Source organism: Luteimonas galliterrae, assembly GCF_023374055.1.
Taxonomy (GTDB): Bacteria; Pseudomonadota; Gammaproteobacteria; order Xanthomonadales; family Xanthomonadaceae; genus Luteimonas_C; species Luteimonas_C galliterrae.
This window is the reverse complement of the sequence record NZ_JAMBEP010000003.1, coordinates 344,217-366,466: the sequence shown is the minus strand read 5'-3', so window position 1 is coordinate 366,466 and position 22,250 is coordinate 344,217. Positions and strand designations below refer to the sequence as shown.

At 66.0% G+C, this 22,250-nt stretch carries 18 protein-coding genes; 10 read left to right on the top strand and 8 right to left on the bottom strand.

The annotated features are described in order from the left end of the window. Positions 1–253: 253 nt before the first annotated feature. From dnaG to rpsU, 4 genes are all read right to left on the bottom strand, one after another. On the bottom strand, positions 254–1,984 hold the full coding sequence (dnaG, locus tag M2650_RS14300) for a DNA primase (RefSeq protein WP_249475663.1): 1,731 nt from the start codon (positions 1,982–1,984) through the stop codon (positions 254–256). 222 nt (positions 1,985–2,206) lie between these two features. Beyond that, entirely contained in the window at positions 2,207–3,082 is an 876-nt protein-coding gene (locus M2650_RS14295) for a YihY/virulence factor BrkB family protein (protein WP_249475661.1), read from the bottom strand. Positions 3,083–4,077: 995 nt separating this feature from the next. Next, positions 4,078–4,524 (bottom strand): GatB/YqeY domain-containing protein, encoded by a 447-nt coding sequence (locus M2650_RS14290; protein ID WP_249475659.1) that lies wholly within the window; start codon positions 4,522–4,524, stop codon positions 4,078–4,080. A gap of 256 nt (positions 4,525–4,780) precedes the next feature. After that, on the bottom strand, positions 4,781–4,996 hold the full coding sequence (gene rpsU, locus M2650_RS14285) for a 30S ribosomal protein S21 (RefSeq protein WP_056134345.1): 216 nt from the start codon (positions 4,994–4,996) through the stop codon (positions 4,781–4,783). Positions 4,997–5,141: 145 nt separating this feature from the next. On the opposite strand from rpsU, the gene tsaD reads away from it, so the two are divergent. The 4 genes from tsaD to M2650_RS14265 all read left to right on the top strand — a co-directional run bounded on the left by tsaD (position 5,142) and on the right by M2650_RS14265 (position 8,288). Further along, a complete protein-coding gene (gene tsaD / locus M2650_RS14280) occupies positions 5,142–6,179 on the top strand; it encodes a tRNA (adenosine(37)-N6)-threonylcarbamoyltransferase complex transferase subunit TsaD (RefSeq protein WP_249475657.1) in 1,038 nt (345 codons plus the stop codon). A 91-nt stretch (positions 6,180–6,270) separates the two neighbouring features. Further along, entirely contained in the window at positions 6,271–6,633 is a 363-nt protein-coding gene (folB, locus tag M2650_RS14275; protein ID WP_249475655.1) for a dihydroneopterin aldolase, read from the top strand. Positions 6,634–6,763: 130 nt separating this feature from the next. Further along, positions 6,764–7,258 (top strand): 2-amino-4-hydroxy-6-hydroxymethyldihydropteridine diphosphokinase, encoded by a 495-nt coding sequence (folK, locus tag M2650_RS14270; protein ID WP_249475654.1) that lies wholly within the window; start codon positions 6,764–6,766, stop codon positions 7,256–7,258. Positions 7,259–7,454: 196 nt separating this feature from the next. Continuing rightward, positions 7,455–8,288 (top strand): DUF6159 family protein, encoded by an 834-nt coding sequence (locus M2650_RS14265; protein WP_249475652.1) that lies wholly within the window; start codon positions 7,455–7,457, stop codon positions 8,286–8,288. Between the two features lie 117 nt (positions 8,289–8,405). Here M2650_RS14265 and M2650_RS14260 read toward each other — a convergent pair whose 3' ends face one another. Beyond that, positions 8,406–9,164: a pteridine reductase gene (locus M2650_RS14260; protein WP_249475650.1), complete on the bottom strand. Its 759-nt coding sequence runs from the start codon at positions 9,162–9,164 to the stop codon at positions 8,406–8,408. 204 nt (positions 9,165–9,368) lie between these two features. On the opposite strand from M2650_RS14260, the gene M2650_RS14255 reads away from it, so the two are divergent. Beyond that, entirely contained in the window at positions 9,369–10,553 is a 1,185-nt protein-coding gene (locus M2650_RS14255) for a class I SAM-dependent methyltransferase (RefSeq protein WP_249475648.1), read from the top strand. Next, entirely contained in the window at positions 10,550–10,945 is a 396-nt protein-coding gene (locus tag M2650_RS14250; protein WP_425602554.1) for a VanZ family protein, read from the top strand. Before M2650_RS14255 ends, M2650_RS14250 begins: the two co-directional genes overlap by 4 nt. Before the next feature lie 118 nt (positions 10,946–11,063). Here M2650_RS14250 and M2650_RS14245 read toward each other — a convergent pair whose 3' ends face one another. The 3 genes from M2650_RS14245 to M2650_RS14235 form a co-directional block, all read right to left on the bottom strand. Continuing rightward, positions 11,064–13,385: a family 20 glycosylhydrolase gene (locus tag M2650_RS14245; protein ID WP_249475646.1), complete on the bottom strand. Its 2,322-nt coding sequence runs from the start codon at positions 13,383–13,385 to the stop codon at positions 11,064–11,066. A 73-nt stretch (positions 13,386–13,458) separates the two neighbouring features. Beyond that, positions 13,459–16,104, bottom strand: a complete 2,646-nt coding sequence (locus M2650_RS14240) for a TonB-dependent receptor (protein WP_249475644.1) — start codon at positions 16,102–16,104, stop codon at positions 13,459–13,461. Between the two features lie 148 nt (positions 16,105–16,252). Beyond that, positions 16,253–17,290, bottom strand: coding sequence for a glucokinase family protein (locus tag M2650_RS14235; RefSeq protein WP_249475642.1), 1,038 nt, complete (start codon positions 17,288–17,290; stop codon positions 16,253–16,255). A 386-nt stretch (positions 17,291–17,676) separates the two neighbouring features. On the opposite strand from M2650_RS14235, the gene M2650_RS14230 reads away from it, so the two are divergent. From M2650_RS14230 to nagA, 4 genes are read left to right on the top strand one after another with little or no spacing between them, the layout of a single operon-like run. Then, positions 17,677–18,963, top strand: coding sequence for a sugar MFS transporter (locus M2650_RS14230; protein ID WP_249475640.1), 1,287 nt, complete (start codon positions 17,677–17,679; stop codon positions 18,961–18,963). A gap of 41 nt (positions 18,964–19,004) precedes the next feature. After that, complete coding sequence (locus M2650_RS14225; RefSeq protein WP_249475638.1) at positions 19,005–20,063, top strand: LacI family DNA-binding transcriptional regulator; 1,059 nt, start codon at positions 19,005–19,007, stop codon at positions 20,061–20,063. Positions 20,064–20,065: 2 nt separating this feature from the next. Beyond that, on the top strand, positions 20,066–21,109 hold the full coding sequence (locus M2650_RS14220) for an SIS domain-containing protein (protein WP_249475636.1): 1,044 nt from the start codon (positions 20,066–20,068) through the stop codon (positions 21,107–21,109). Then, a complete protein-coding gene (gene nagA / locus M2650_RS14215) occupies positions 21,109–22,248 on the top strand; it encodes an N-acetylglucosamine-6-phosphate deacetylase (RefSeq protein ID WP_249475634.1) in 1,140 nt (379 codons plus the stop codon). Before M2650_RS14220 ends, nagA begins: the two co-directional genes overlap by 1 nt. The last annotated feature ends 2 nt before the right edge of the window (positions 22,249–22,250 follow it).

The window sequence follows — 22,250 nt, the reverse complement described above, 5'->3', positions numbered from 1 at the left end:
AGCTTTTGTCCATGGCGCGAGTCGCAGCGAGGCCCACGAGCACGCGGGCCTGGATCCCGGCTTTCGCCGGGATGACGGCTAAGGGGGCAAGAGCAACATGGGTCCTAGCGTTCGCTGGGATGACGGCTTAGGAGCAAACGGCTTAAGAGCAAGAATGGCAGGGGCAAGCCTCGCTCTACAAAGCCAGAGCGAAGTCGCTGGCTGGCCGTCTTCGCAACGCTGACGATTGGAGCGCATGCAGAAAGCGCATGGACTAACTTGCCAATCGTGCTTGCAACAAACTGCGCATCTCGTCCTTCTCTTCCGCAGACAGGCCCCCTTCGCGCTGTAATTGCTGCAGCTCGTCGATCCGCTGCTGCACGGTCTGCCGCTCCAACTGCGCTACGGCGTCGAGGAATTCGGCTTGCAGCGTGTTCTCCTCGCCGGGAAAACTATGGCTGGCCAGCTTCTGCAATGCCGGCAACTGTTCGTGGTCGGCGAAGTGTTCCAGCAGCATGCCGGTGCTGATGTCGGGCCTGGCCCGCACCAGCGACACGATTTCGGCCAGCAGATCGATGCCCGGCTGATGCAGCGTTGCGAAGCGGTAAGGCGGTTCCAGCGCCAACGCCAGCGACGGCTTCTGCAACAGGAAGGCGATCGCGCTGCGCACCAGGCTGCGCTTGGGCGTGGCCGCGGTATTGCCGCGTTGTACCCGTTGCACCGGCACATGCGTCTGCGGCGCGCTGCCGCGCGCGCCGACGCCGGTCAGTTCGGTGAGCCGCTGCTGCATCAGATCGCCGAAAGCGCCGTCGGGGATCTGCGCCAGCATCGGCTTGGCGCGTTCGGCCAATCTCGCCTTGCCGTCGAGCGTGGCCAGGTTCACGTCGGCGGACAATTCGTTGAAGAAGAATTCGCTCAACGGCATCGATTGCCGCAGACGCACATCGAAGCCGGATGCGCCTTCGTGGCGCACCAGCGTATCCGGATCCTCGCCGTCCGGCAGGAACAGGAAGAAGGCCTGGCGGCCGTCCTTCATGCGCGGCAGCACCGATTCCATCGCGCGCGTCGCGGCGCGGCGGCCGGCGGCGTCGCCGTCGAAGCAGAAATAAACGTCCGGCGCGTTGCGGAACAACAACTCCGCATGGTCCGGCGTGGTCGCGGTGCCGAGCGTGGCCACGGCCTGCATCACGCCGTGCTGGAACAGCGCGACCACGTCCATATAGCCTTCGACCACGATCAGCCGTTCGATCTTGCTGTTGGCCTGGCGCACCTGCCACAGGCCGTACAGTTCGCGGCCCTTGTGGAACAGCGCAGTCTCGGGCGAGTTGAGGTATTTCGGCGAATCCTCCGGATCCAGCACGCGCCCGCCGAACGCGATCACGCGGCCTCGGCGGTCGTGGATCGGGAACATCACCCGGTCGCGGAACTTGTCGTAGACCCGGCCGTTGTCGCTCTTGGAGAACAGTCCGGCGCGGTCGAGGAGTTTCATGCGCCGCTCGTCGGTGCCCAACGCGTCCTTCAACGCGCTGTAGCCGTCCGGCGCGTAGCCGATCATGAAGCGCTCGCGCGTTTCGGCGTCGACGGCACGCCCATCGAGGTAATTGCGCGCCTTGTCGCTACCGGCCAACTGCTTGTGGAAGAACTTGGCCGCGGCTTCCAGCGCGGCATAAACGTCGCGCGTGTCGCTGTTTTCGTTGCGTTGCTGGGTATCGCGCGGCACTTCCATGCCGGCGCGCTTGGCCAGTTCGTCGACCGCGTCGAGGAATTCGAGGCGGTCGTAATTCATCAGGAAGCTGATCGCGGTCCCGTGCGCGCCGCAGCCGAAGCAGTGGTAGAACTGCTTGGTCGGGGACACGGTGAACGACGGCGAGCGCTCGTCGTGGAAGGGGCAGCGGGCCGAGTATTCCTTGCCCTGCTTCTTCAACGGCACGCGCGTGCCGATCACCTCGACGATGTCGGTCCGGGCGAGCAGGTCGTCGATGAAGGCGTCGGGGATGCGGGCCATGCGCCCATGATCGCATCCGCCGCAAGTCCCCGCCGAGCCCTGGGCGCAAGCGGGGTTCCGTCGATCTGGGCCGGCCCGGGCCGGGCGCTTGCGCCAGCCGGCCAGGGGTGCATTCCGGCCGTCAGGAAGCCGCCATGTTCCCGCCGAAGCCCGGACCCGCCCGCCGACAAGGGCCCGATCACACATGCCGGCCCGCGCGAACCGCTCCAATGACCGCGACGCTTACGGCACGGCTATCGGCGGGTCGGCACGTTCCCGCGAACGCTCGTCGATCACCGCGGTGATCAGCGCGCCGACGAAAAACACCACGGCGGCGTAATACATCCACACCAGCAGGATCACCAGCGTGCCCATCGAGCCGTAGGCGCTGCCCGGCGCGGCGCGGCCGATGTACAGGCCGATCAGATAGCGGCCGGCCACGAACAGCAGCGCGGTGATCAGGCCGCCCACCAACGCCTGCCGCCACTGCACGCGCCGGTCGGGCAAGTAGTGGTAGAGCAGGGCGAACGCGAACGAGTAGATCGCCAGCGCGGCCGCATTACCCAGCGCCGGCAGCAGGGACGGCACGTTGGAGAAGAAGATTTCCAGCGCCGTGGTCAGCGTCATCGATACCAGCAGCAGGAAGCCGAGCGCGAACACCACGCCGAACGAGAACATGCGCTTGCGCATCCAGGCGAAAGCGCCGGGCAGGCGCTTGGCGTCGGTGTGGAAGATCAGGTTCAAGGCCGCCTGCAGGCGCGCGAATACCGCGGTGGCGCCGATGAACAGCAACAGCGTGCTCCATATCCCGGCGAGCGAGCCGACGTCCGGCCGGCTCTTGGCGTTGTCGATCACGGTATCGGCGACTTGTTCGGCGCCCCGGCCGGCCAGGGCGCCGACCTGCTGTATCAGCGATTCCTGAGCGCTCGGATACAGCGATGCGGTCAGCCACAGCAGCAGCACCAGCAGTGGCGCCAGCGACAGCAGGGCGTAGAACGACAGCGATGCGGCTTGCGTCATCAGGTCGGTTTCGACGAAGCGCCGCGCCAGCGCGGCCGGCAGGCTTTCCTGCAGGCGCTGCACGTGGTGCCTGATCTGTTCGGTCGAAGGCCGGCGCATGCGGCAGGATGATCGCCGATATCGTCGAAAAGAAAAGTGACGGGCTGTCGCTTTGTAGAGCGGAGCTCGCTCCGCTGCCCTTGTCTTGCTCCGACTTTGTAGAGCGAAGCTTGCTCCGCTGCTATTGCCCTTAAGCCATTCGCTCTTAAGCCGTTCGCTTTAATGCCGTTTGCTTTTTTAAGCCGTCATCCCAGCGAACGCTGGGACCCATGTTGCTCTGGCGCTTGCCCTTAAGCCGTCATCCCGGCGAAGGCCGGGATCCAGGCCCGCGTCCTCGCCGCTTGCGCTGCGGCTCGCGCCATGGACAAAGGCTTCCGGGCTGCGCCCGGGTCACTTTCTTTGCTGGCCCAAAGAAAGTAACCCAAGAAAGGGCCTGAACTGCGGTGCGATGCGTCGCACCTGAAATTTCGCCAGCGGACCTGCTTTCGTCGCAGGTGACCTTCTTACGCAGGTACTAGATTTTGATTCGCCGCGATTGTGGTGACGTGGCTTTTGCGGATTTGCGCTAAGGAGTAGTTCTTGTCGATCGCCTCGGATGTCAATGTCGAAGCGACGGAGGAATCCCGAGGGCGGGCGAGCGGTGGCCAAGAACACGAGGTAACCCCATCGCCGGGATACCTTCCAAAGGCCCTTTTTCTTTGGTTACTTCTCTTTTTGGGCCCCACAAAAAGAAAGTCACTCGGCCGCGGTTTTAGCGGGCGAAACCCCGGCCTGAAAGGCCGGCAGGTCGCCAGCACCCACAAGCCCAGGCAGCGGAGCAAGCTCCTCTCTACAAATGTAGGTGCGAATTCATTCGCACGCTCTTGCTACGCCGAAAAGCGTGCGAATGAATTCGCACCTACGAAAATCAAGAGCAGCGAGGCAAAGGCGTGGGATTACTCGCTTCGCTCGCCCTCCGGGCCATCTGCTGACGCAATTCCGCCTCGCGGGGATGACGGCTTAGGGGCAAAGCGGCGGAGCAAGCCCCGCCCTACAAAGCCGAAGCGGCTGCAGCTTCAGCCGGCGAGTTTCTTCTTCACCAGGGCGGACACCAGGCCCATATCGGCCTGGCCGGCAAGCTTGGGCTTGAGCGCGGCCATCAGCTTGCCCATGTCGGCCGGGCCGGCGGCGCCGGTTTCGGCGATAGCGGCGTCGATGGCCGCGCCGATCTCGGCCTCGCCCAGCTTGGCCGGCAGATATCGTTCGATCACGACGATCTCGGCGCGTTCCACCGCGGCCAGGTCTTCGCGGTTGGCGGCTTCGTATTGGGTCACCGAGTCCTTGCGCTGCTTGACCATCTTGTCGAGCACGCCGATCACGGCGGTGTCGTCCAGCACGATCCGCTCATCCACCTCGCGCTGCTTGATCGCGGCGTTGATCAGGCGGATCACGCCCAGCGAATCCTTGTCGCCGGACTTCATCGCGGCCTTCATGTCGTCGGTGAGGCGTTGCTTGAGGCTCATCGTGGTCTCCGTAATCGTTCTTTGTAGAGCGGGGCATGTCCCGCTGCTCTTGCCTGGGCTTTTGTGGGAGCGGCTCTTCTTTGTAGGAGCGGCTTCAGCCGCGAGCTCTTTCCATCAATCTCGCGCGAGCCTGAAGCAAAAGCTCGCGGCTGAAGCCGCTCCTACAAGAGCGGAAGCGTCAAAAAACAAAAGCCGGCAGCGCTTGCGCGCGGCCGGCTTCGGGTGCCTGTCCGGGCGGGCTCGCGCCCGCCGCGAATCAATACAGCCGCTGGCGCTTGGTGACGTCGCGCGAGCTGCGGCGGGCCTGGCGCTTCACGGCCGCGGCGGCCTTGCGCTTGCGCTCCTGGGTCGGCTTCTCGTAGAACTCGCGCTTGCGGGTTTCGGCGAGCACGCCGGCCTTCTCGCAGGTGCGCTTGAAGCGGCGGAGCGCAAACTCGAACGGCTCGTTTTCGCGGACTTTGACGCTGGGCATAGGAATCTCTGAAATTTGGGAAGTCCCGCCACCGGGGGGCAGGGCTTTGCGAAGGGACTCGCATCCGCCAGGTTCCGCCCGGCGAGCCGCGTATGATAGCGGCTGGCCTTGCCAAGGCGCAACCAGGCGCCCATCTAACCCCCTTATGCGAGTCCTGGGCATCGAAACCTCCTGCGACGAAACCGGCGTCGCCGTGTACGACACGGCCTTGGTCGGGTCCGCCGGGCTGCGCGCGCACGCCGTCTACAGCCAGATCGCTTTGCACGCCGAATATGGCGGCGTGGTGCCCGAGCTGGCCAGCCGGGACCACGTCCGCAAGCTGCTGCCCCTGGTCCGCCAGACCCTGGCCGAGGCCGGTTTGAGCGTGGAAGACATCGACGGGGTGGCCTATACCGCCGGCCCGGGCCTGGTCGGCGCCCTGCTGGTGGGGGCGGGCGTGGCCCGTTCGTTGGCCTGGGCGCTGGACAAGCCTGCGATCGGCGTTCATCACATGGAAGGCCATCTGTTGGCCCCGTTGATGGAAGACGATCCGCCGGCCCCGCCGTTCGTGGCTCTGCTGGTGTCCGGCGGCCATACCCAGCTGGTCGCCGTGGACGCGATCGGCCGCTACCGCCTGCTCGGCGAGACCCTGGACGACGCCGCCGGCGAGGCTTTCGACAAAACCGCCAAGATGATGGGCCTGCCCTATCCCGGCGGTCCCCAGCTCGCCGCGCTGGCCGAGGCCGGAAAGCCGGGCGCCTACAAGTTCTCGCGGCCGATGACCGACCGCCCCGGCCTGGATTTCAGCTTCAGCGGACTGAAGACCCAGGTGCTGCTGGCTTGGCGCGACAGCGACCGCAGCGAGACGACCCGCGCCGATATCGCCCGGGGTTTCGAAGACGCGGTGGTCGACACCTTGGCGATCAAATGCGAGCGCGCGCTGGAGGCGGCCGGCTGCGACACCCTGGTCGTGGCCGGCGGCGTGGGCGCCAATAAGCGGCTGCGCGCCAAACTGGCCGACAGCGCGGCCAGGCGCGGCGGCCGCGTCTGCTTCCCGCGCCCGGCGCTGTGCACCGACAACGGCGCCATGATCGCCTTCGCCGGCGCGCTGCGGCTGCAGGCCGGCCAGCGCGACGATGCGCAGGTGCATGTGGTGCCGCGCTGGGATATGGCATCGTTGCCGGAAGTCCGCGGCGTTTCGTAGGTGCGAATTCGTTCGCACGCTTTTGCTGTTGCGGCCATCGTAAAATCAAGAGCGTGCGAATGAATTCGCACCTACGAAGAGCGGAGGCTGCGTGACCGGCGTCGACAAGGTATTCATCGAAGGTCTCGAGATCGAAGCCCTGATCGGCATCTACGACTGGGAGCGGCGCATCCGCCAGCCGCTGGTGTTCGATGTCGAGATGGCGTTCGACAACCGCAAGCCCGCGGCGAGCGACGATATCGCCGATACGCTCAATTACAAGGACGTCAGCAAGCGGCTGATCGATTTCGTGTCGCAATCCGAGTACCAGCTGGTGGAAACGCTGGCCGAGCGCTGCGCGCAGATCGTGTTGGAGGAGTTCGGCGTGTCGCACGTGCGGCTGAAGCTGAGCAAGCCTGGGGCGGTGCGCGGGGCCAAGGCGGTGGGGGTGATCGTGGAGCGGAGCCGCGGATGATCGGGTTGGCGGCGGCCGCGCCTTCCTACAGCTGTCATCCCGAACGCAGTGAGGGATCTACCGCCACGACGAGCGACGCCGCGCCCGAAAGTAGATCCCTCACTGCGTTCGGGATGACAGGAAAATAGAAATGGCCAAGGCCTATCTCAGCTTGGGAAGCAATGTCGATCCGGAGCGCAATCTGCGCTCGGCCATCGCCGCGTTGCGCGAACGCTTCGGCGACGCGACGCTGTCCTCGGTCTACCGCACCGCCGCCGTCGGTTTCGACGGCCCCGATTTCCTCAACGCCGCCGCCATCGTCGAAACCGACCTGGGGCCGCAAGCGCTCAACGACTGGCTGCATGCGCTGGAAGACGCGCACGGCCGCGACCGCAGCGGGCCGCGGTTCGGCGACCGTCCGTTGGATATCGACATCGTGTTCTACGACGACCGCATTCTCGAAGGGCCTGGCCATCTGCGCCTGCCGCGGCCCGAGCTGAAGCATGCCTTCGTGCTGATGCCGCTTGCGCAGATCGCGCCGGACTTCGTCGACCCGGGCAGCGGCCGTAGCCTGGCGCAGCTGTGGGCGGAGTCGCCGGAGCGGCAGACGCGTGCCGAGGTCGTGTTCGATCCGGGTACCGGCTGACGGTCCTGCGGCGCGCGGCCTTTTTGTAGGAGCGGCTTTAGCCGCGAGCTCTTCCCGGCAAGTCGCCGCTATTCGTTTTGGTCGCAACGGCAAAGCTCGCGGCTAAAGCCGCTCCTACAAAAGCGGGCTGCCCTTGCGATCGACGGGTTTTCGCCGCAGGATGCGCCCGACGGTCTACTTGGGGGAGTGCGCCACGATGTTCGATAAATTCTCGCGTAGCTGGCAATTGGTGAAAGCCAGCGCGGCCGTATTGCGTTCCGACAAGGAGCTGATGCTGTTTCCGCTGATCTCCAGCGTGGCCACGCTGGTGGTGCTGGCCACGTTCCTGGTGCCGATGTTCGCCTTGCGCATCTTCGAGCACGGCGTCGGCGTGGGCGGCGCGGTGTTCGGCTTCCTGTTCTATTTCTGCCAGTACAGCGTGATCATCTTCTTCAATTGCGCCTTGGTCGGCGCGGCGATGATCCGGCTGGACGGCGGCGATCCGACGCTCGCCGACGGCTTTAGCGCGGCGAAGTCGCGCATACCCTCGATCCTGGGCTACGCCGCGATCGCCGCCACCGTCGGCGTGCTGCTGCAGGCGCTGAAGAGCCGCGACAACAATTTTCTGGTGCGCCTGCTCGGCAGCGGCCTGGGCGCGGCCTGGACGCTGGCGACCTTCCTGGTGGTGCCGGTGCTGGTCAGCCGCGATATCGGGCCGGTCGACGCGCTCAAGCAGAGCGTGTCGCTGCTGAAGAAGACCTGGGGCGAGAACGCGATCGGCAACGTCGGCATCGGCGCGGCGTTCGGCTTGATCACCTTCGCCGTGGTTGTGGCCGGCGTGCTGTTGACGATCGCGGCCAGCCAGGCGTCGGTGGCCTTGGCGATCGTGGTCGGCGCGTTGTTCCTGATCGGCGTGCTGCTATTGGGCGTCTATCAGGCCGCATTGAGCGGCATCTATTCCGCGGCCTTGTATCGCTACGCCGTTTCGCACGAAACGCCGCCGGCGTTCCAGGGTGTGCAGCTCGAACAAGCCTTCGCATCCAAGGCCTGAGCGGCTTCGCTCTTCGTAGGAGCGGCTTTAGCCGCGAGCTTTCGCTTCGCGTCCGCGCGAACATGATGGGCAGAGCTCGCGGCTAAAGCCGCTCTTACGAAAGCGAAGCGCGTGTGGTCAACCTTCCAGCAGGCGTCCGCCATCCACGCGCAAAATTTGCCCGGTGGTGTAGCGCGCATCCTGCAACAGCCAACGCACGGCCTCGGCGATTTCTTCGGGCGTGCCGGTGCGCGCCAGCGGCGTGCGCGCCAGCAGCGCCCGCTGCTTCGCTTCGTCGGCGCCGCCTTCCGGCCACAGGATCGCGCCGGGCGCGATGGCGTTCACCCGCACGTCCGGCGCCAGTTCCAGCGCGAGCGATTGGGTCGCCATCGCCAGCGCGGCCTTGGCCATGCAGTACAGCGCATGGCCGCGCAGCGGCCGCTCGGCGTAGATGTCGACGAGATTGACGACGGCGCCGCGCGCGGCTTTCAAATGCGGCGCCGCCGCCTGCGCCAGGAAGAACGGCGCGCGAGCATTGGCGGCGAACAACTCGTCCCAATCGGCGGGCGTCGCCGCGCCGATCGGCGTGGGACGGAAGGCGGATGCGTTGTTGACCAGCGCATCGAGGCGGCCGTAGCGGCCGACGGTTTGGGCGACGAGCTCGGGCAGGCGATCGAACTGCGCCAGGTCGGCTTGCAGCGCGAATGTGCTGCCGCTGCGCACGGCTTCCAGTTCCTCGGCGAGCGCCTGCAGATCCGCCGCAGAGCTCCGGTAATGCAGGACCAGGTCGAAGCCCGCCGCATGCAGGCGCCGCGCGATCGCCGCGCCGATGCGCCTGCCGGCGCCGGTGATCAGGGCTACGGGTCGCTGGGTGCTCATGCCGGCAAGATAGCGCATCGCGCGGCGATGATCCTCCTCGCGCTGCCATTTCTCCCAACCTGTCATCCCGAGCGCAGCGAGGAATCTACTTTCGAGAGCCGCAGAAGAAGCAGGTCCCTCGCTGTGCTCGGGATGACAAAACGAGTGGTCGACGAATCGGCGAGGCGATAACCAAGCGGCGACCAAGGCGATCGCCGGACCGCATTCGCTTATCCTGTACCGATGATCCCGCCCGACACTATCGATGCCCACGCGCTCGCCCACAGCGAGCGCCTGCGCGACCTGATCCGCGACCAGATCGCCGCCGGCGGCGGCGCCATTCCTTTCTCGCGTTTCATGGAATTGGCGTTGTACGCGCCGGGACTGGGCTATTACAGCGCGGGGGCGACCAAATTCGGCGCGGCCGGCGATTTCGTCACCGCGCCGGAGCTGGGCGCGCTGTTCGCCGAGTGCGTGATCGAAGCGGCGGCGCCGGTGATCCGGCAGCTGGGCGAGGATGCGGTCTTCGTCGAGATCGGCGGCGGCAGCGGCGCGTTCGCCGAAGCGGCCGTCAAGCATCTGATGGCGAGCGATGCGATGCCGGCGCGCTACGCCATCCTCGAACCCAGCGCCGACTTGCGCGAGCGCCAGCGCGAGCGCCTGCGCAACAAACTGACGCCGCCGGTGTTCGACCGCATCGTCTGGCTCGAGGGGCCGATCAACGAGCACTGGAACGGCGTGCTGTTCGCCAACGAAGTGATCGATGCGCTGCCGACCCCGCGCTTCGCGATGATCGGCGGCGAAGTGTACGAAGAGTACGTCGCGCTGGACGATCAAGGGCGCTTCGTGCGGACCGAGCGGCCGGCCGATGCCTTGCTCGCCGCCGCCGTGCGGCACGTGGAACGCCAGTTGCCCGCGCCTTTCGCCGACGGCTACCGGTCCGAGCTGCTGCCGCAATTGCCGTACTGGCTGCAGGCGATCGCCGGCGGGCTGGATGCCGGCGCGATGCTGTTCGTGGATTACGGCCATCCGCGCGGCGAATACTATTCGCCCGCCCGCAGCGACGGCACCTTGCGCGCCTTCCATCGCCATCGGCTCGCGGACGATGTCTATGCGCGGGTGGGCCTGCAGGATCTCACCGCTTCGGTCGACTTCACCGCCCTGGCCGAGGCCGGCACGCACGCCGGCTTCGATTTCGCCGGCTATTGCTCGCAGGCCAGCTTCCTGATCGGCAACGGCCTGGAACAACGGCTGGCCGCGCACGAGGCACGAGCCGCCGACGAGGCCGGCCGCTACGCGCTACGCCAGCAGGCCAAGAAGCTCACGTTGCCCGATGCGATGGGCGAGCGTTTCCAGGCGATGGGTTTCGCTCGCGACGTCGAGCTCGGCGCAGCCTTCCTGGTCGGCGATCTGAGTTTCCGGCTGTGATCGCGGGACGCTCGCTCAAGCCGCTGGGCCATGCGCGGCTGTGGTCGGCCTTGTGGTGCCTGGCGATCGCGGCCGTGGTGGTGCTTTCGCTAGTGCCGGCGCTGATGCTGCCGTCCCTGCCGGCAGGCAGCGACAAGGGGGAGCATTTCCTCGGCTATTTCGCGCTGGCCGCCGCCGCGGTGCAACTGTTCGCGCGCTGGCCCGCGCTGCTGGGCGCAGGCCTGGGGCTGGTGCTGATGGGCATCGGATTGGAATACGCGCAAGACGCGCTGACCGATACGCGCATGATGGATCGCTGGGACGCGCTGGCGAACACGCTGGGCGTGATCGCCGGATTGGGCACGCGTATGACGCGGTGGCGCGATGCGTTGCTGAAGTTCGACTCGCGTTGAGCATGCCCTTGTAGGAGCGGCTTCAGCCGCGAGCTTTTCCGTCACGCTCGCGCCACCGCGGCGGGAAAACTCGCGGCTGAAGCCGCTCCTACAGAAAAGCGGGCACTTCCGATGCGCCTTATGGTTGTCCAGCACCCGGCACAAGACGTACCCGATCCAGCGCCCACATCGTCGGCCGCGTATCGCCGGTGAAGTAGATGCAGAGATCCTGCTTTCCCGCATTGCCGGCCAGCTTCGCATCCAGCGTCGCGAAGCCATCGGCATCGGGCTGCGCCGGCAGCGGCACGCTCGCGAGCAGTTCGCCGTCGCAGCCGGCGCGGATTTCGAGTTCGCCGTGCGCGCTCTTGGCAGGTTTGAACTTGCGATTCGGCTCGTCGTGGGCCAGCTGGAAGAAGTACGGAATGCGGCCGGCGCGGACTTCGATCGCGGCGATGCCGTCGAAGTCGGCGCCGTTCCATTGCCAGCAGGGATTGAAGATGTCGACGTTGAAGATGGCGCGTTCGCCGTCGGCCGGGCCATCGTCTTCCAGGCGCAGCATCAAGCTATCGGTGCACATTTTCAGCTGTTCGTCGCTGCGGACCAGCAGCGACGCGGCGTCGATGTCGCGTTCGCTGGCGGAGGCTAGAGGTTTTCCGGCGTAGAACGCCGCCGCGCGCACCTTGCCCGGCATCGGCAGCGCGAACGGCGCGCCGTATTCGCTGGACGTCGCCGTCGGCTCGCTGCCGTCGGTGGTATAGCGGATGCCGTAGCCGAGCGGATTGGCGAGCGTCACCTGCGCCTCGCTCCCGCGCTTGCCCGCATCCGCGGCGATGTCCACCCGGAACGGCGTCTGCGCGTAATCGATGCCGAGTGCGCGATAACGTTGCAACTGGGCAGGCAGGCGCGCCAGGAAATCCTGGTAGTCCTTGCGCGATGCCGGCGACCACGCCGTTTCCGAAAGCGCCGCGATGCGCGGAAAAATGGCGTGCTGCATGCGCGCGAAGGTGCGCATGTGCTCGGTCCAGACGTTGGCCTGCACGCCGAGCACGTGTTTCTTCTCGTCGCCGGAAAGCGCGGCCGGCACCGGCTCGTACGCATACACTTCCTGCAGGGTGATCGTCGCCGGGCGCCCCGGCGGTTCGTCGGCCGAATCGGTCTGAAGGTAGTCCAGGTAAAGGTCGGATGAGGGCGACATGACCACGTCATGCCCGCGTTTGACCGCATCGATGCCGCCTTGCGTGCCGCGCCAGGACATCACGGTGGCGTCGGCCGGCAGGCTGCCTTCGAGAATCTCGTCCCAGCCGATCAGGCGCTTGCCCTTGGCCGCCAGGTGCTTTTCCAAACGTGCGACCAATAGGCTCTGCATCTGCATCTCGTCCTTCAGGCCGAGTTCGCGCATGCGCTGCTGGACGCGCGGCGACGCTTCCCATTGGTCCTTGACGGCTTCGTCGCCGCCGATATGCACGTAAGGGCCGGGGAACAGCGCGGCGACTTCATCGAGCACGCCTTCCAGGAACCGGTACGTGCTCTCCTCGGTATTGATCAGGTACGTGTTGACGCCCCATTCGTTCGATACCGCCGGCCGCGTGCCGAGCACGCCCAGCTCGGGGTACGCCGCGATCGCCGCCTGCGCATGGCCGGGCACGTTGATTTCGGGGACGACCGTGATATGCCGTTCGGCGGCGTAACGCACCACATCGCGGATCTGGTCCTGGGTGTAAAAGCCGCAATAAGGCCGCGGCTTGCGCGTAGCCGGATCGATTCCGCCGTCGCCGGCCGGGATGCGGCAGCCGCCGATCTCGGTGAGCTTGGGATATTTCTTGATCTCGATCCGCCAGCCCTGGTCGTCGGTCAGGTGCCAGTGGAAGGTGTTGAGCTTGTGCAACGCCAATGCGTCGAGCAACTTCTTGATCTCGTCCACGGACTGGAAGTGGCGCGCCGAATCCAGCATCAGTCCGCGCCAGGCGAAGCGCGGCGCGTCTTCGATCTCGACCGCGGGCAGCCTGCCGTCCGCGCCGAGCAGCTGCCACAGCGTGACCGCGCCGTAGAACAGGCCGCGCTCGTCGCGCGCGGCGACGCGGACGCCCTGGCCGGTGATGCGCAGCGTGTACGCTTCGGCCCCTTCCGGCGCGGAGTTGTCGATCGCGAACACGACCGCTCCGTCGGTGCCCGGCGACGGTTTCAACGCCAGCTTGTGCGTGCGCTCGACCAGGCTGGAGAAATAGCGAGCGACGCGCGCCGAGGCCTCGTCGCCCGTCTTTATTCCGCTAGCCGATGCCAGCGTGTAGCCGCCGTCGCGAGCGACCAGTTTTGCCGGCGCGGGTATCAGCACAGGCGATTGCGCGGCTTCGGTCTTCGTCGGCGGCCGCTCGCACGCGGCGAGTCCCGCGCATGCGGCCGCGACAGTGGCGATCAGTACGCCTCGACGGAATCGGGAAAGAATCTTGCGCACAACGTTCACGGCGAGGGACTCCCTGAAATGACGCGGGCCCGGTACGACCAGGCCCGCGCAAGTTACCGATGATAGCGCCAGCTTAGAACTTCAGCTGCAGCGAGACCTGATAACGGCGGCCGGTGGTGTAGCGGTTGGCCGGCTGGAACTTCTCTTCGAAGTACTGGAAGTATTCCTCGTCGAGCAGGTTCTGCGCGTCGAAGTTCAGCTGCACCGTGTCGTTGAACTTCCAGCCCAGGCTCGCGCCCACGTCGGTGTACGAGTCCACGCTCACCGGCGGTGCGCCCGCCACGAAGCCGCCGGCCAGGTACTCGCTGCGCCAGCCGTAGGTCAGGCGCGCGCTGAACTTGCCCTTCTCGTAGTACGGGCTCACGTTGTACTGGTTCTCCGACTGGTAGGGCAGGTCGTTGCCGGCCGCCGTTTCGCCGTCGGCGAACGTGTAGTTGGCGACGATGCCGAAGCCGGTCTCGCCGAACGGCTGCTGGTAGCTCAGGTTGAAGCCCTTGATCTCGCCTTTGCCGGCGTTGCGCGGGCGCTGCACGCTGTAGTTGCAGAATCCGTCCGCGGTGCACAGGCCCTGGGCGACGAAATCCTCGAACGCGCCCGGATCGGCGTCGTCGCTGAGCGAGTTGAACAGCCGCTCGACGCCTACATCGGTTTCGATGAAGTTCTCGATGTCCTTGTAGAACAGCGAGGCGGCGAGCACCGATTCCTCGGCGAAGTACCACTCGGCCGACAGGTTGTAGTTGGTGGACTCGTAGGCGCCCAGGTCGGTGTTGCCGCCCGAGGCGGTGAGCGTGGTGTCGTTGACGAAGGTGCTGGGCGACATCTGGTTGTACGGCGCCCAGGCGACGACCTTGGCGGCGGCGAAGCGCAACAGGAAATCGTCGGTCACGTCGAACGCCACGTTGAGCGAAGGCAGCAGGTAGTCGTCCTCGTTCTTGCGCGTGACCAGCCAATGCGGTTGCGCCGGCAGCGAGGCCGGATCGCTGCCCAGATTGAAGCCCGTGGTCTCGATCTCGGCCTTGACGTAGCGCACGCCGATGTTGCCGCGCCAACGGTCGGCGCCGAAGTTCGCCTGTACGTAGGCCGAAGAGTTGGTCTGCTCGATCGAGCTGGTGCCGTTGAGGAATGTAGCTGCATCGGGATTGGCGAAGTTCGGCGGCGCGCCGTTCACCCAATTGATCACGTTCTGCCGGCCGACGTACAGGTGCTGGCCATGGTCCGGCGCGAAGCCGCCGATATCGGTGAAGCCGATCGTGCCCACCTGCGCCAGGTTGCCCACCGGCGCGATGCCGTAGACGTTGCTGACCAGATCCTCGGTATGCTCGTGGCGGCGCACGCCGAACAGCAGTTCGTTGAAGGTGCCGTCGAAACTCTTGCTGAAGTCGACCTGGCCGTAGTTGTCCTCGGTTTCGGTCTTGACGATGCCATGGTTGCCGAAGAAGCCTTCGGCGCGCCAGTTGGCCGGATCTCGCGCGGCGGCCGGATCGTCGAAGGTGATGCCTCGGTTGATGTCCCAGCTGAACCCGCCGGTATAGGCCGGCTCGATGAACCACTGCTTGAGCTCATTGTCGGACTTGCTCTGGCCGATCTGGCCGGACAGCTTCCAGCCGTCGCCGTAGTAGGCGCCGGTCAGGTCCAGGCCCTTGGTGGTCGGCTCGCTCGCGCGCACGTTGTTGTCGTAGAACACCACGCTGTTGGCGCCTGAATGGCCGCCGGTGACGATGCCGTTGCCGCCGCCGGTCAGCGAATCCACTTGATCGGGACGCAACGACAGGAAGTTGTACATCGACTGGTTGTAGTTGGCGAAGTCTTCCTTGATGTAGAGCGCGCTCAAGTTGAATTCCAACTCGTCGCTGGGCTTGAACTGCAAGTTGGCGGTGACGCTGTCGCGTTTGCGGGTCTGCTGGAACCAGGCGGCGTTGATGAAGTTCGGCACCTGCGCATTGGGATCCACGCCGACCGCATTGGGGAAGGTGGACGCCGGCACGTAGCCGAAAATCTCCAAGCCCTGGCGATCCACTTGCTCTTCGTAATGCTGCGCGGCGACGGCGATGCCCCAGGTCTCGGCGGCGTTCTTCCAGCTGTACAGCGCCGAGATGCTCGGCTTCACCTCGCTGGCCTGCGCGTTGTAGTTATAGCCGAAGGTGCCGGCGACGCTGTTCGCGTCCAGGTCCAGCGGCTTGCGCGTATGCATCAGCACGGTGCCGCCGAGGCTGCCTTCGGGCAGGCGCGCTTCGGGCGACTTGTAGACTTCCAGGCGGCCGATGATTTCCGAGGCGATCTGGGTCTGGTCGAAGCCGCGGTTGGGCTGCTCGCCGAACAGCCAGATCGACTGCGCCACCGGATGGCCGTCCAGGAAGGTCAGGTTGAGGCTGGGATCGGTGCCGTCGATGCTGACCCGCTCGCCCTGGCCGAAGCGGCGGTCGATGGTGACGCCGGGGATCTGCGTCATCGCTTCGGCGACGTTGGTATTGGGGAACTCGCCCAGGTCCTCGGCGCTGAGCGCCTCGACCACGGCGTTGGCGTCGCGCTTGGTCTGCAGCGCCTGTTGCAGGCTGGCGCGGATGCCGACCACGGTGATCGTGTCCAGCTCCTTCACTTCTTCCTGCGCCTGACCGGCAGGCTGCGAGGTCTGCACTGCGGCGTCCTGCGCGTGGGCGTGCGTGACGAAACCCAAGCAGGTGACTATCGCCGCCGATAGCACGGATTTGCGGTACTTCATGATGTCTCTCCCATCACTGATTGAGTTTCGGCTGCGGGTGTAGCGTCCCTCCCGCGGCCGTGCCTGTTGTGCCTTTTCGCCGCGGCGCGCGCCGCGAATGCCGCGATGCGCGCCGTCGTCATCCTTGTCGGTTGCGGAGCGCGGATACTCATGCGCCCTCCCGTTGCTGCAGGTACCAGCTGGCCGCGCCGATCACGCCCAGTTGCCCGTGCTCGACCAGCTTCACCGGAATGCGTTCCAGCGCCTCGCGCATCGGCCCCTTGTTGAGGAAGCGCTCGACGAAGCTGCTGCGCATCAGGAATTCGCGGATCTGCGGCAGGATGCCGCCGGCCAGATAAATGCCGCCCTGCACGCCGTACAGCAGCGCCATGTCGCCGACCATGCTGCCGAGCAGCCCGCAGAATACGTCCAGGCTTTCGCGCGCGTGCGCGTCGCGGCCCGCGAGCGCGGCGGCGGTGATGTCGCCGGGCGTGGCATGCACCGGCGTGGCGCCGCGCAGCGCGCACAGCGCCGTGTAGAGGTTCTTCAATCCCGGTCCGGACAGCGCATGCTCGGTCGGCACGTGGCTGCGTTGTTGCAGCATGTGTTCCAGCAGCGCCATTTCCAGCGCGTTGCCGGTGGTCAGCGCGGCCTGGCCGGCCTCGGTGGCGAGTACTACGGCGCGCTGGCCGGTCGGGATCCAGACCGCGGCGCCCAGGCCCGTGCCGGGACCCACGACCAGCGTCGGCCCCAGCGGCGCGGTTTCCGGACCGGTCAGCCGCAGCACTTCGCTCGCGTCGACGTAGGCCGCGGCATGCGCGACCGCTTCGAAATCGTTGACCAGGCGGAATTCGCGGAAACCCAGGCGCTCGCGGATCGCGCTCAAGGACACGCGCCAGGGCAGGTTGGCGGTGATCAGCGAGCCGTCTTCCAGCGGATAGCCGGCGCTGGCGATCGCGCCTTCCTGGACGGCGACGCCTTCCAGCGCGGCGATGAAGTCTTCGAGGATCTCGGCTAGCCCGGCATGCTCGGCGCAGACGTACTTGCGGTAGCTGAGCACGCTGATCGGGTGCGCCGGATCGCCGCTGGCGCGCACCAGGCCGATGCGGACGTGCGTACCGCCGACGTCGGCGGCGATGAACGGCGCGCTCGGCCTTGCGGTGTCCACCGGCAGGGGGCTGGCGATTGCGACCACGGGTTCTCCCATCCGATCGCGCTGGCGGCGGCTGCCGTCGGCGAGCTTTCGCGGCGGAGTGTGGAAGTGCTTTGACAACGATGTCAACAGCGCGACAAGGACCTGTGGCAGGCGTCGTGCGAGCAGTTACATATTTGTGTCAGAGCAAAGTTGAGACGGGCGATTATTCGCAAAAATGTTTGTATTAAAGCGTTTACATCGATTTCCGGGCACCGTTGGGCCACGCCGGCGTGCTGCAATGCAGCAGCCACCGGCTGCGTATTCATCATCGACGCGGTCGGCCGTAATGGCCTAAAAGCGAAAAGAGTGACAACGTTATTCCCAGTCGGGTACCGTGCCGTTTGGCCGGAGTCGGCGCCGTGTCCGTACCCGGGTCCTTCCTGCAGGAGCTTTCTTACATGTCCGCCACTGCAACCGTGTCCAGGCCTGCGAGCCAGGCGACGTCGATCGCCATCATCGGCGCGCTGTTCTTCATCATCGGATTCTTCACCTGGATCAACGGGCCGCTGATCACTTTCGTCAGGCTGGCCTTCGATTTGGACGAAGTACGAGCGTTCTTCGTCGTATTCGTCTTCTACATCTCCTACTTCGTGCTGGCTCTGCCTGCCGCATGGGCGCTCAAACGTACGGGCATGAAAAAAGGACTAGCGCTGAGCCTGATGGTCATGGCGATCGGCGCTGCGATGTTCGGACAATTTTCGACCCAGCGTTGGTATGCCGGCGCATTGTCGGGATTGTTCGTTATCGGTGGAGGACTGGCTCTGCTGCAGACTGCGGTCAATCCTTATATCAGTATCCTCGGCCCTATCGAGAGCGCCGCCAGGCGTATCGCACTGATGGGCATCTGCAACAAGCTTGCCGGCATCGTAGGTCCGATCGTGATCGGCGCGTTTGTGCTGCACGATATCGGCGACTTCGCTTCGAAAGTGGCGGTTGCCGACGCGGCAGCCAAGTTGCAGATGCTCGATGAGTTCGCGGCAAAGATTCATGTGCCTTATCTGATGCTGGCGGGCGTTTTGTTGCTGACAAGCGTTGCGGTGCTTTTTTCGCCGCTTCCCGACCTTGAAGCTTCCAAGGTGAATGCGGAACGCGATGTGGGTTCGGGCGGAGGCCGCCGCAGCGTGTTCCAGTATCCTCATCTTTGGTTAGGCGTCCTTTGTCTCTTCGCCTATGTTGGTGTGGAGGTTTTGGCAGGCGACGCGATCGGTACCTACGCTAACGGGCTCGGCTTGCCATTGGACGAGACGAAATTCCTCACGGCCTTTACTTTGGGCGCCATGCTGATCGGCTACGTCGTCGGACTCATAGTGATCCCGCGGTTCATCACGCAGGAGCGCTATCTCACGCTCTCGGCAGCGTTGGGTATCCTGTTGGCGTGCGGAGCTTTCGCGACGCACGGCTACGTTTCGGTGGCTTTCGTGGCCGCTCTAGGCTTCGCCAACGCGATGATGTGGCCGGCGATCTTCCCGCTGGCCATCAAAGGGCTCGGCCGTTTCACCGAAACGGGTTCCGCGCTGTTAGTCATGGGTATCGCTGGCGGTGCAATCATTCCTCAGCTATTCGCGGTACTGAAGCAGCAGCATGACTTTCAGCTGATATTCGCGGCTCTAGCAGTCCCTTGCTACCTGTATATCCTCTACTACGCCTGGCGCGGCCATCGCGCTGGCATGCGAGCTGGCGGCTGATCGCATGACGGGCAGACACACCAACGCAGGCGAACGCTGACGTGCGCAGACCCACCATCAAGGACGTCGCCGAGCGGGCCAAAGTCTCGCTCAAGACGGTGTCGCGGGTGATCAACAACGAACCCTCGGTGATGCAGGGCACGCGCGCACGCGTGCTGCATGCGATCGCCGAACTGGACTACGAGCCCGACCCGTCCGCGCGCAACCTGCGCAGCGCGACGCCGTTCGTGATCGGCCTGGTCTACGACAACCCCAACCCGTACCACATCATCGGCGTGCAGAACGGCGTGCTCGCCGCGTGCCGCGAGACCGGCTTCGATCTGCAGATCCACCCCTGCGATTCCAGCTCGCCGCTGCTGGCCGACGAACTGGGCGAATGGGCGCGGCGTTCGCGCCTGGCCGGGTTGGTGCTGACCGCGCCCATGTCCGAATCGGCCGACCTGGTCAACGCGCTGGCTGCGCGCGGCGTGAAGCTGGTGCGGATCATCGCCGCCACCGAAGACCCGCGCGACGGCCACCCCTGCGTCTTTGTCGACGACCGCGACGCGGCCTACGAAATCACCGAACACCTGATCCAGCTCGGCCACCAGCGCATCGGCTTCCTGTGGGGCGGTTTGGCGCACCGGTCGAGCAGCGAGCGCTACCTGGGCTACGAGCAGGCGCTGAAGGATTACGGCATCACCCTGGACAAGCATCTGGTGGTGAACGGCGACTACACCTTCGACGACGGCTTCCGCGGCGCGCGCAGGCTGCTGGCGCTGCGCGATCCGCCGACCGCGATCTTCGGCTCCAACGACGAGATCGCCGCCGGCGTGCTCGCCGCAGCCAAATCGGCGGGCATGAACGTGCCCTACGACCTGTCCATCGCCGGCTTCGAGGACAGCCCGTTCTCGAAACAATCGTGGCCGGCGCTGACCACCGCCAAACAGGCGACCGAAGACATCGCGCGCCACGCGGCCCGGCTGCTGATCAGCGGCCTGCGCCAGGACGCTTACGAAGACAATCCGATCGTCATGCACAACCAGGGCTTCGTGCCGCAGCTGGTGGTGCGCGGTTCCACCGCACCGATGCGCCCGCGCGCGCCGGGCACCGAGAATTGAGCATGCCGCAGCCGCAGACCGCATTGCCCGCCGCGACCGAAACGCTGATGTTCCAGGAAGCGGCGCAGACCGCCGACGTCGTCGAGCGCCAATTCGCGCGCAACGCCGACACGGTGGCGCGGCTGGCCGAAGATCTGCGCCGCGATCCGCCGCCGTTCATCGCCACCTGCGCGCGCGGTAGTTCCGATCATGCCGCCACGTATGCCAAATACGTGTTCGAAACGCAGCTGGGCTTCATCACCGCCTCGGTGTCGCCATCGGTCGGTTCCGTATACGAGGCCAGGCAGCGCATGCGTGGCGCGCTGTACATCGTGATATCGCAGTCCGGCAAAAGCCCGGACCTGCTGCGCAACGCCGAAGCCGCGCGCGCGGCCGGCGCACGCGTGGTCGCGCTCGTTAACGCGGAGGATTCGCCGTTGGCGGCGCTGGCCGATACGGTGCTGCCGCTGCATGCCGGTCCCGAGCGCAGCGTCGCGGCGACCAAGAGCTATCTGGCTTCGCTGGCCGCCGTGCTGCATCTGGCCGCGCAATGGAAGAACGAAGCGCCGCTGCTGGACGCATTGCCGCGGCTGCCCGATGCGCTCCGCGCGGCATGGCAGGCGGACTGGTCGCCGCTGAGCGATGGTCTGGTCGATGCGCACAACCTGTTCGTGCTCGGACGCGGCCTCGGGCTCGCCGCCGCGCAGGAAGCCGCGCTCAAATTCAAGGAAACCTGCGGCTTGCACGCCGAGGCCTACAGCTCCGCCGAAGTGAAGCACGGGCCGATGGCGTTGGTCGGACCGGGATTCCCGGTGCTCGCGTTCGCGCAACCGGACGAGACCGGCGCCGGCACGGTAGCCGCTGCCGAGGAATTCCGCACCCGCGGCGCGCAGGTCTGGGTCGCTGCCGCGCACGGGGATTTGCCGCTGGCCGCAGCGCCGCATCCGGCCTGCGCGCCGTTGCTGACCATCCAGAGCTTCTACCGCGCGATCAACGCGCTGGCCCTGCGCCGCGGCCATAATCCGGATGTTCCCCCGCATCTGAACAAGGTCACCGAGACGGTTTGATGGCCACCGCTTTCGTCAATGGCCGCGTGCTGACGGACCAAGGCTTCCGCGACGACGTCGCCGTACTGGTGGAAGGCGATGTCGTCGTCGACTTGATCCCGCGCGACGACAAACGCATCGACGCGCGCAACCAGCACGATCTTGCCGGTGCTTATCTGCTGCCGGGCTTCATCGATTGCCAGGTCAACGGCGGCGGCGGCGTGCTGTTCAACAACACGCCCAGTGTCGACGCGCTGCGCCGCATCGGCCAGGCGCACAGGCGTTTCGGCACCACCGGCTATCTGCCCACGCTGATCAGCGACGATGCCGAAGTGATGCGCCGCGCTATCGCCGCCGCGCGCGAGGCGATCGCGCAACGCGTGCCGGGCGTGCTCGGCATCCATCTGGAAGGGCCCTATCTCGCGCCGGCGCGCAAAGGCACGCACGATGCCGGCAAGTTCCGGGTGCCCGACGCGCAGGAAATCGAGCTGGCCACTTCGCTGGACAACGGCTGCACGCTGATCACGCTGGCGCCCGAGCAGATGCCGGCGGCCGACATCCGCGCCCTGGTCGCGCGCGGCGCGATCGTCGCCGCAGGGCATACCGCCGGCACTTACGAACAGATACGCGCGGGCCTGGACGCCGGCGTGCGCGGATTCACCCACTTGTACAACGCGATGTCGCCGCTGCAGGGGCGCGAGCCCGGCGCGGTCGGCGCGGCCATGGAAGACCGCGACAGCTGGTGCGGCGTCATCGCCGACGGCGTGCACGTGCATCCGGCCAGCCTGCGCGTGGCGTTGGCGGCCAAGCCGCGCGGCAAGGTGTTCCTGGTCACCGATGCGATGCCGCCGGTGGGCGCGGACGATCCGAGCTATGAACTGTACGGCGAGACGATCACGATGCGCGACGGCGTGGTGCGCAATGCCGCCGGCGCGTTGGCCGGTTCGGCGTTGGACATGATCACCGCGGTGCGCAATGCGATGGACATGCTGGGCTTGTCGCTGGAAGAGGCCGCGCGGATGGCGTCGACGTATCCGGCCGCGTTCCTGGGCCTGGGCCGGACGCATGGGCGCATCGCTGCGGGCTATCGCGCGGATTTGGTGGCGCTGGATGCGGGGCTCGAGGTCGTCGCCACCTGGATCGGTGGAAATCCGGACTGATG

Coding starts and splice junctions, on each gene's coding strand:
- M2650_RS14235 (WP_249475642.1), bottom strand. CDS start 17,290: ATGGGAGAACCCGTGGTCGCAATCGCCAGCCCCCTGCCGGTGGACACC.
- M2650_RS14220 (WP_249475636.1), top strand. CDS start 20,066: ATGCCGCAGCCGCAGACCGCATTGCCCGCCGCGACCGAAACGCTGATG.
- M2650_RS14290 (WP_249475659.1), bottom strand. CDS start 4,524: ATGAGCCTCAAGCAACGCCTCACCGACGACATGAAGGCCGCGATGAAG.
- dnaG (WP_249475663.1), bottom strand. CDS start 1,984: ATGGCCCGCATCCCCGACGCCTTCATCGACGACCTGCTCGCCCGGACC.
- folK (WP_249475654.1), top strand. CDS start 6,764: ATGGCCAAGGCCTATCTCAGCTTGGGAAGCAATGTCGATCCGGAGCGC.
- rpsU (WP_056134345.1), bottom strand. CDS start 4,996: ATGCCCAGCGTCAAAGTCCGCGAAAACGAGCCGTTCGAGTTTGCGCTC.
- M2650_RS14255 (WP_249475648.1), top strand. CDS start 9,369: ATGATCCCGCCCGACACTATCGATGCCCACGCGCTCGCCCACAGCGAG.
- M2650_RS14230 (WP_249475640.1), top strand. CDS start 17,677: ATGTCCGCCACTGCAACCGTGTCCAGGCCTGCGAGCCAGGCGACGTCG.
- tsaD (WP_249475657.1), top strand. CDS start 5,142: ATGCGAGTCCTGGGCATCGAAACCTCCTGCGACGAAACCGGCGTCGCC.
- M2650_RS14265 (WP_249475652.1), top strand. CDS start 7,455: ATGTTCGATAAATTCTCGCGTAGCTGGCAATTGGTGAAAGCCAGCGCG.
- M2650_RS14240 (WP_249475644.1), bottom strand. CDS start 16,104: ATGAAGTACCGCAAATCCGTGCTATCGGCGGCGATAGTCACCTGCTTG.
- M2650_RS14295 (WP_249475661.1), bottom strand. CDS start 3,082: ATGCGCCGGCCTTCGACCGAACAGATCAGGCACCACGTGCAGCGCCTG.
- M2650_RS14260 (WP_249475650.1), bottom strand. CDS start 9,164: ATGCGCTATCTTGCCGGCATGAGCACCCAGCGACCCGTAGCCCTGATC.
- nagA (WP_249475634.1), top strand. CDS start 21,109: ATGGCCACCGCTTTCGTCAATGGCCGCGTGCTGACGGACCAAGGCTTC.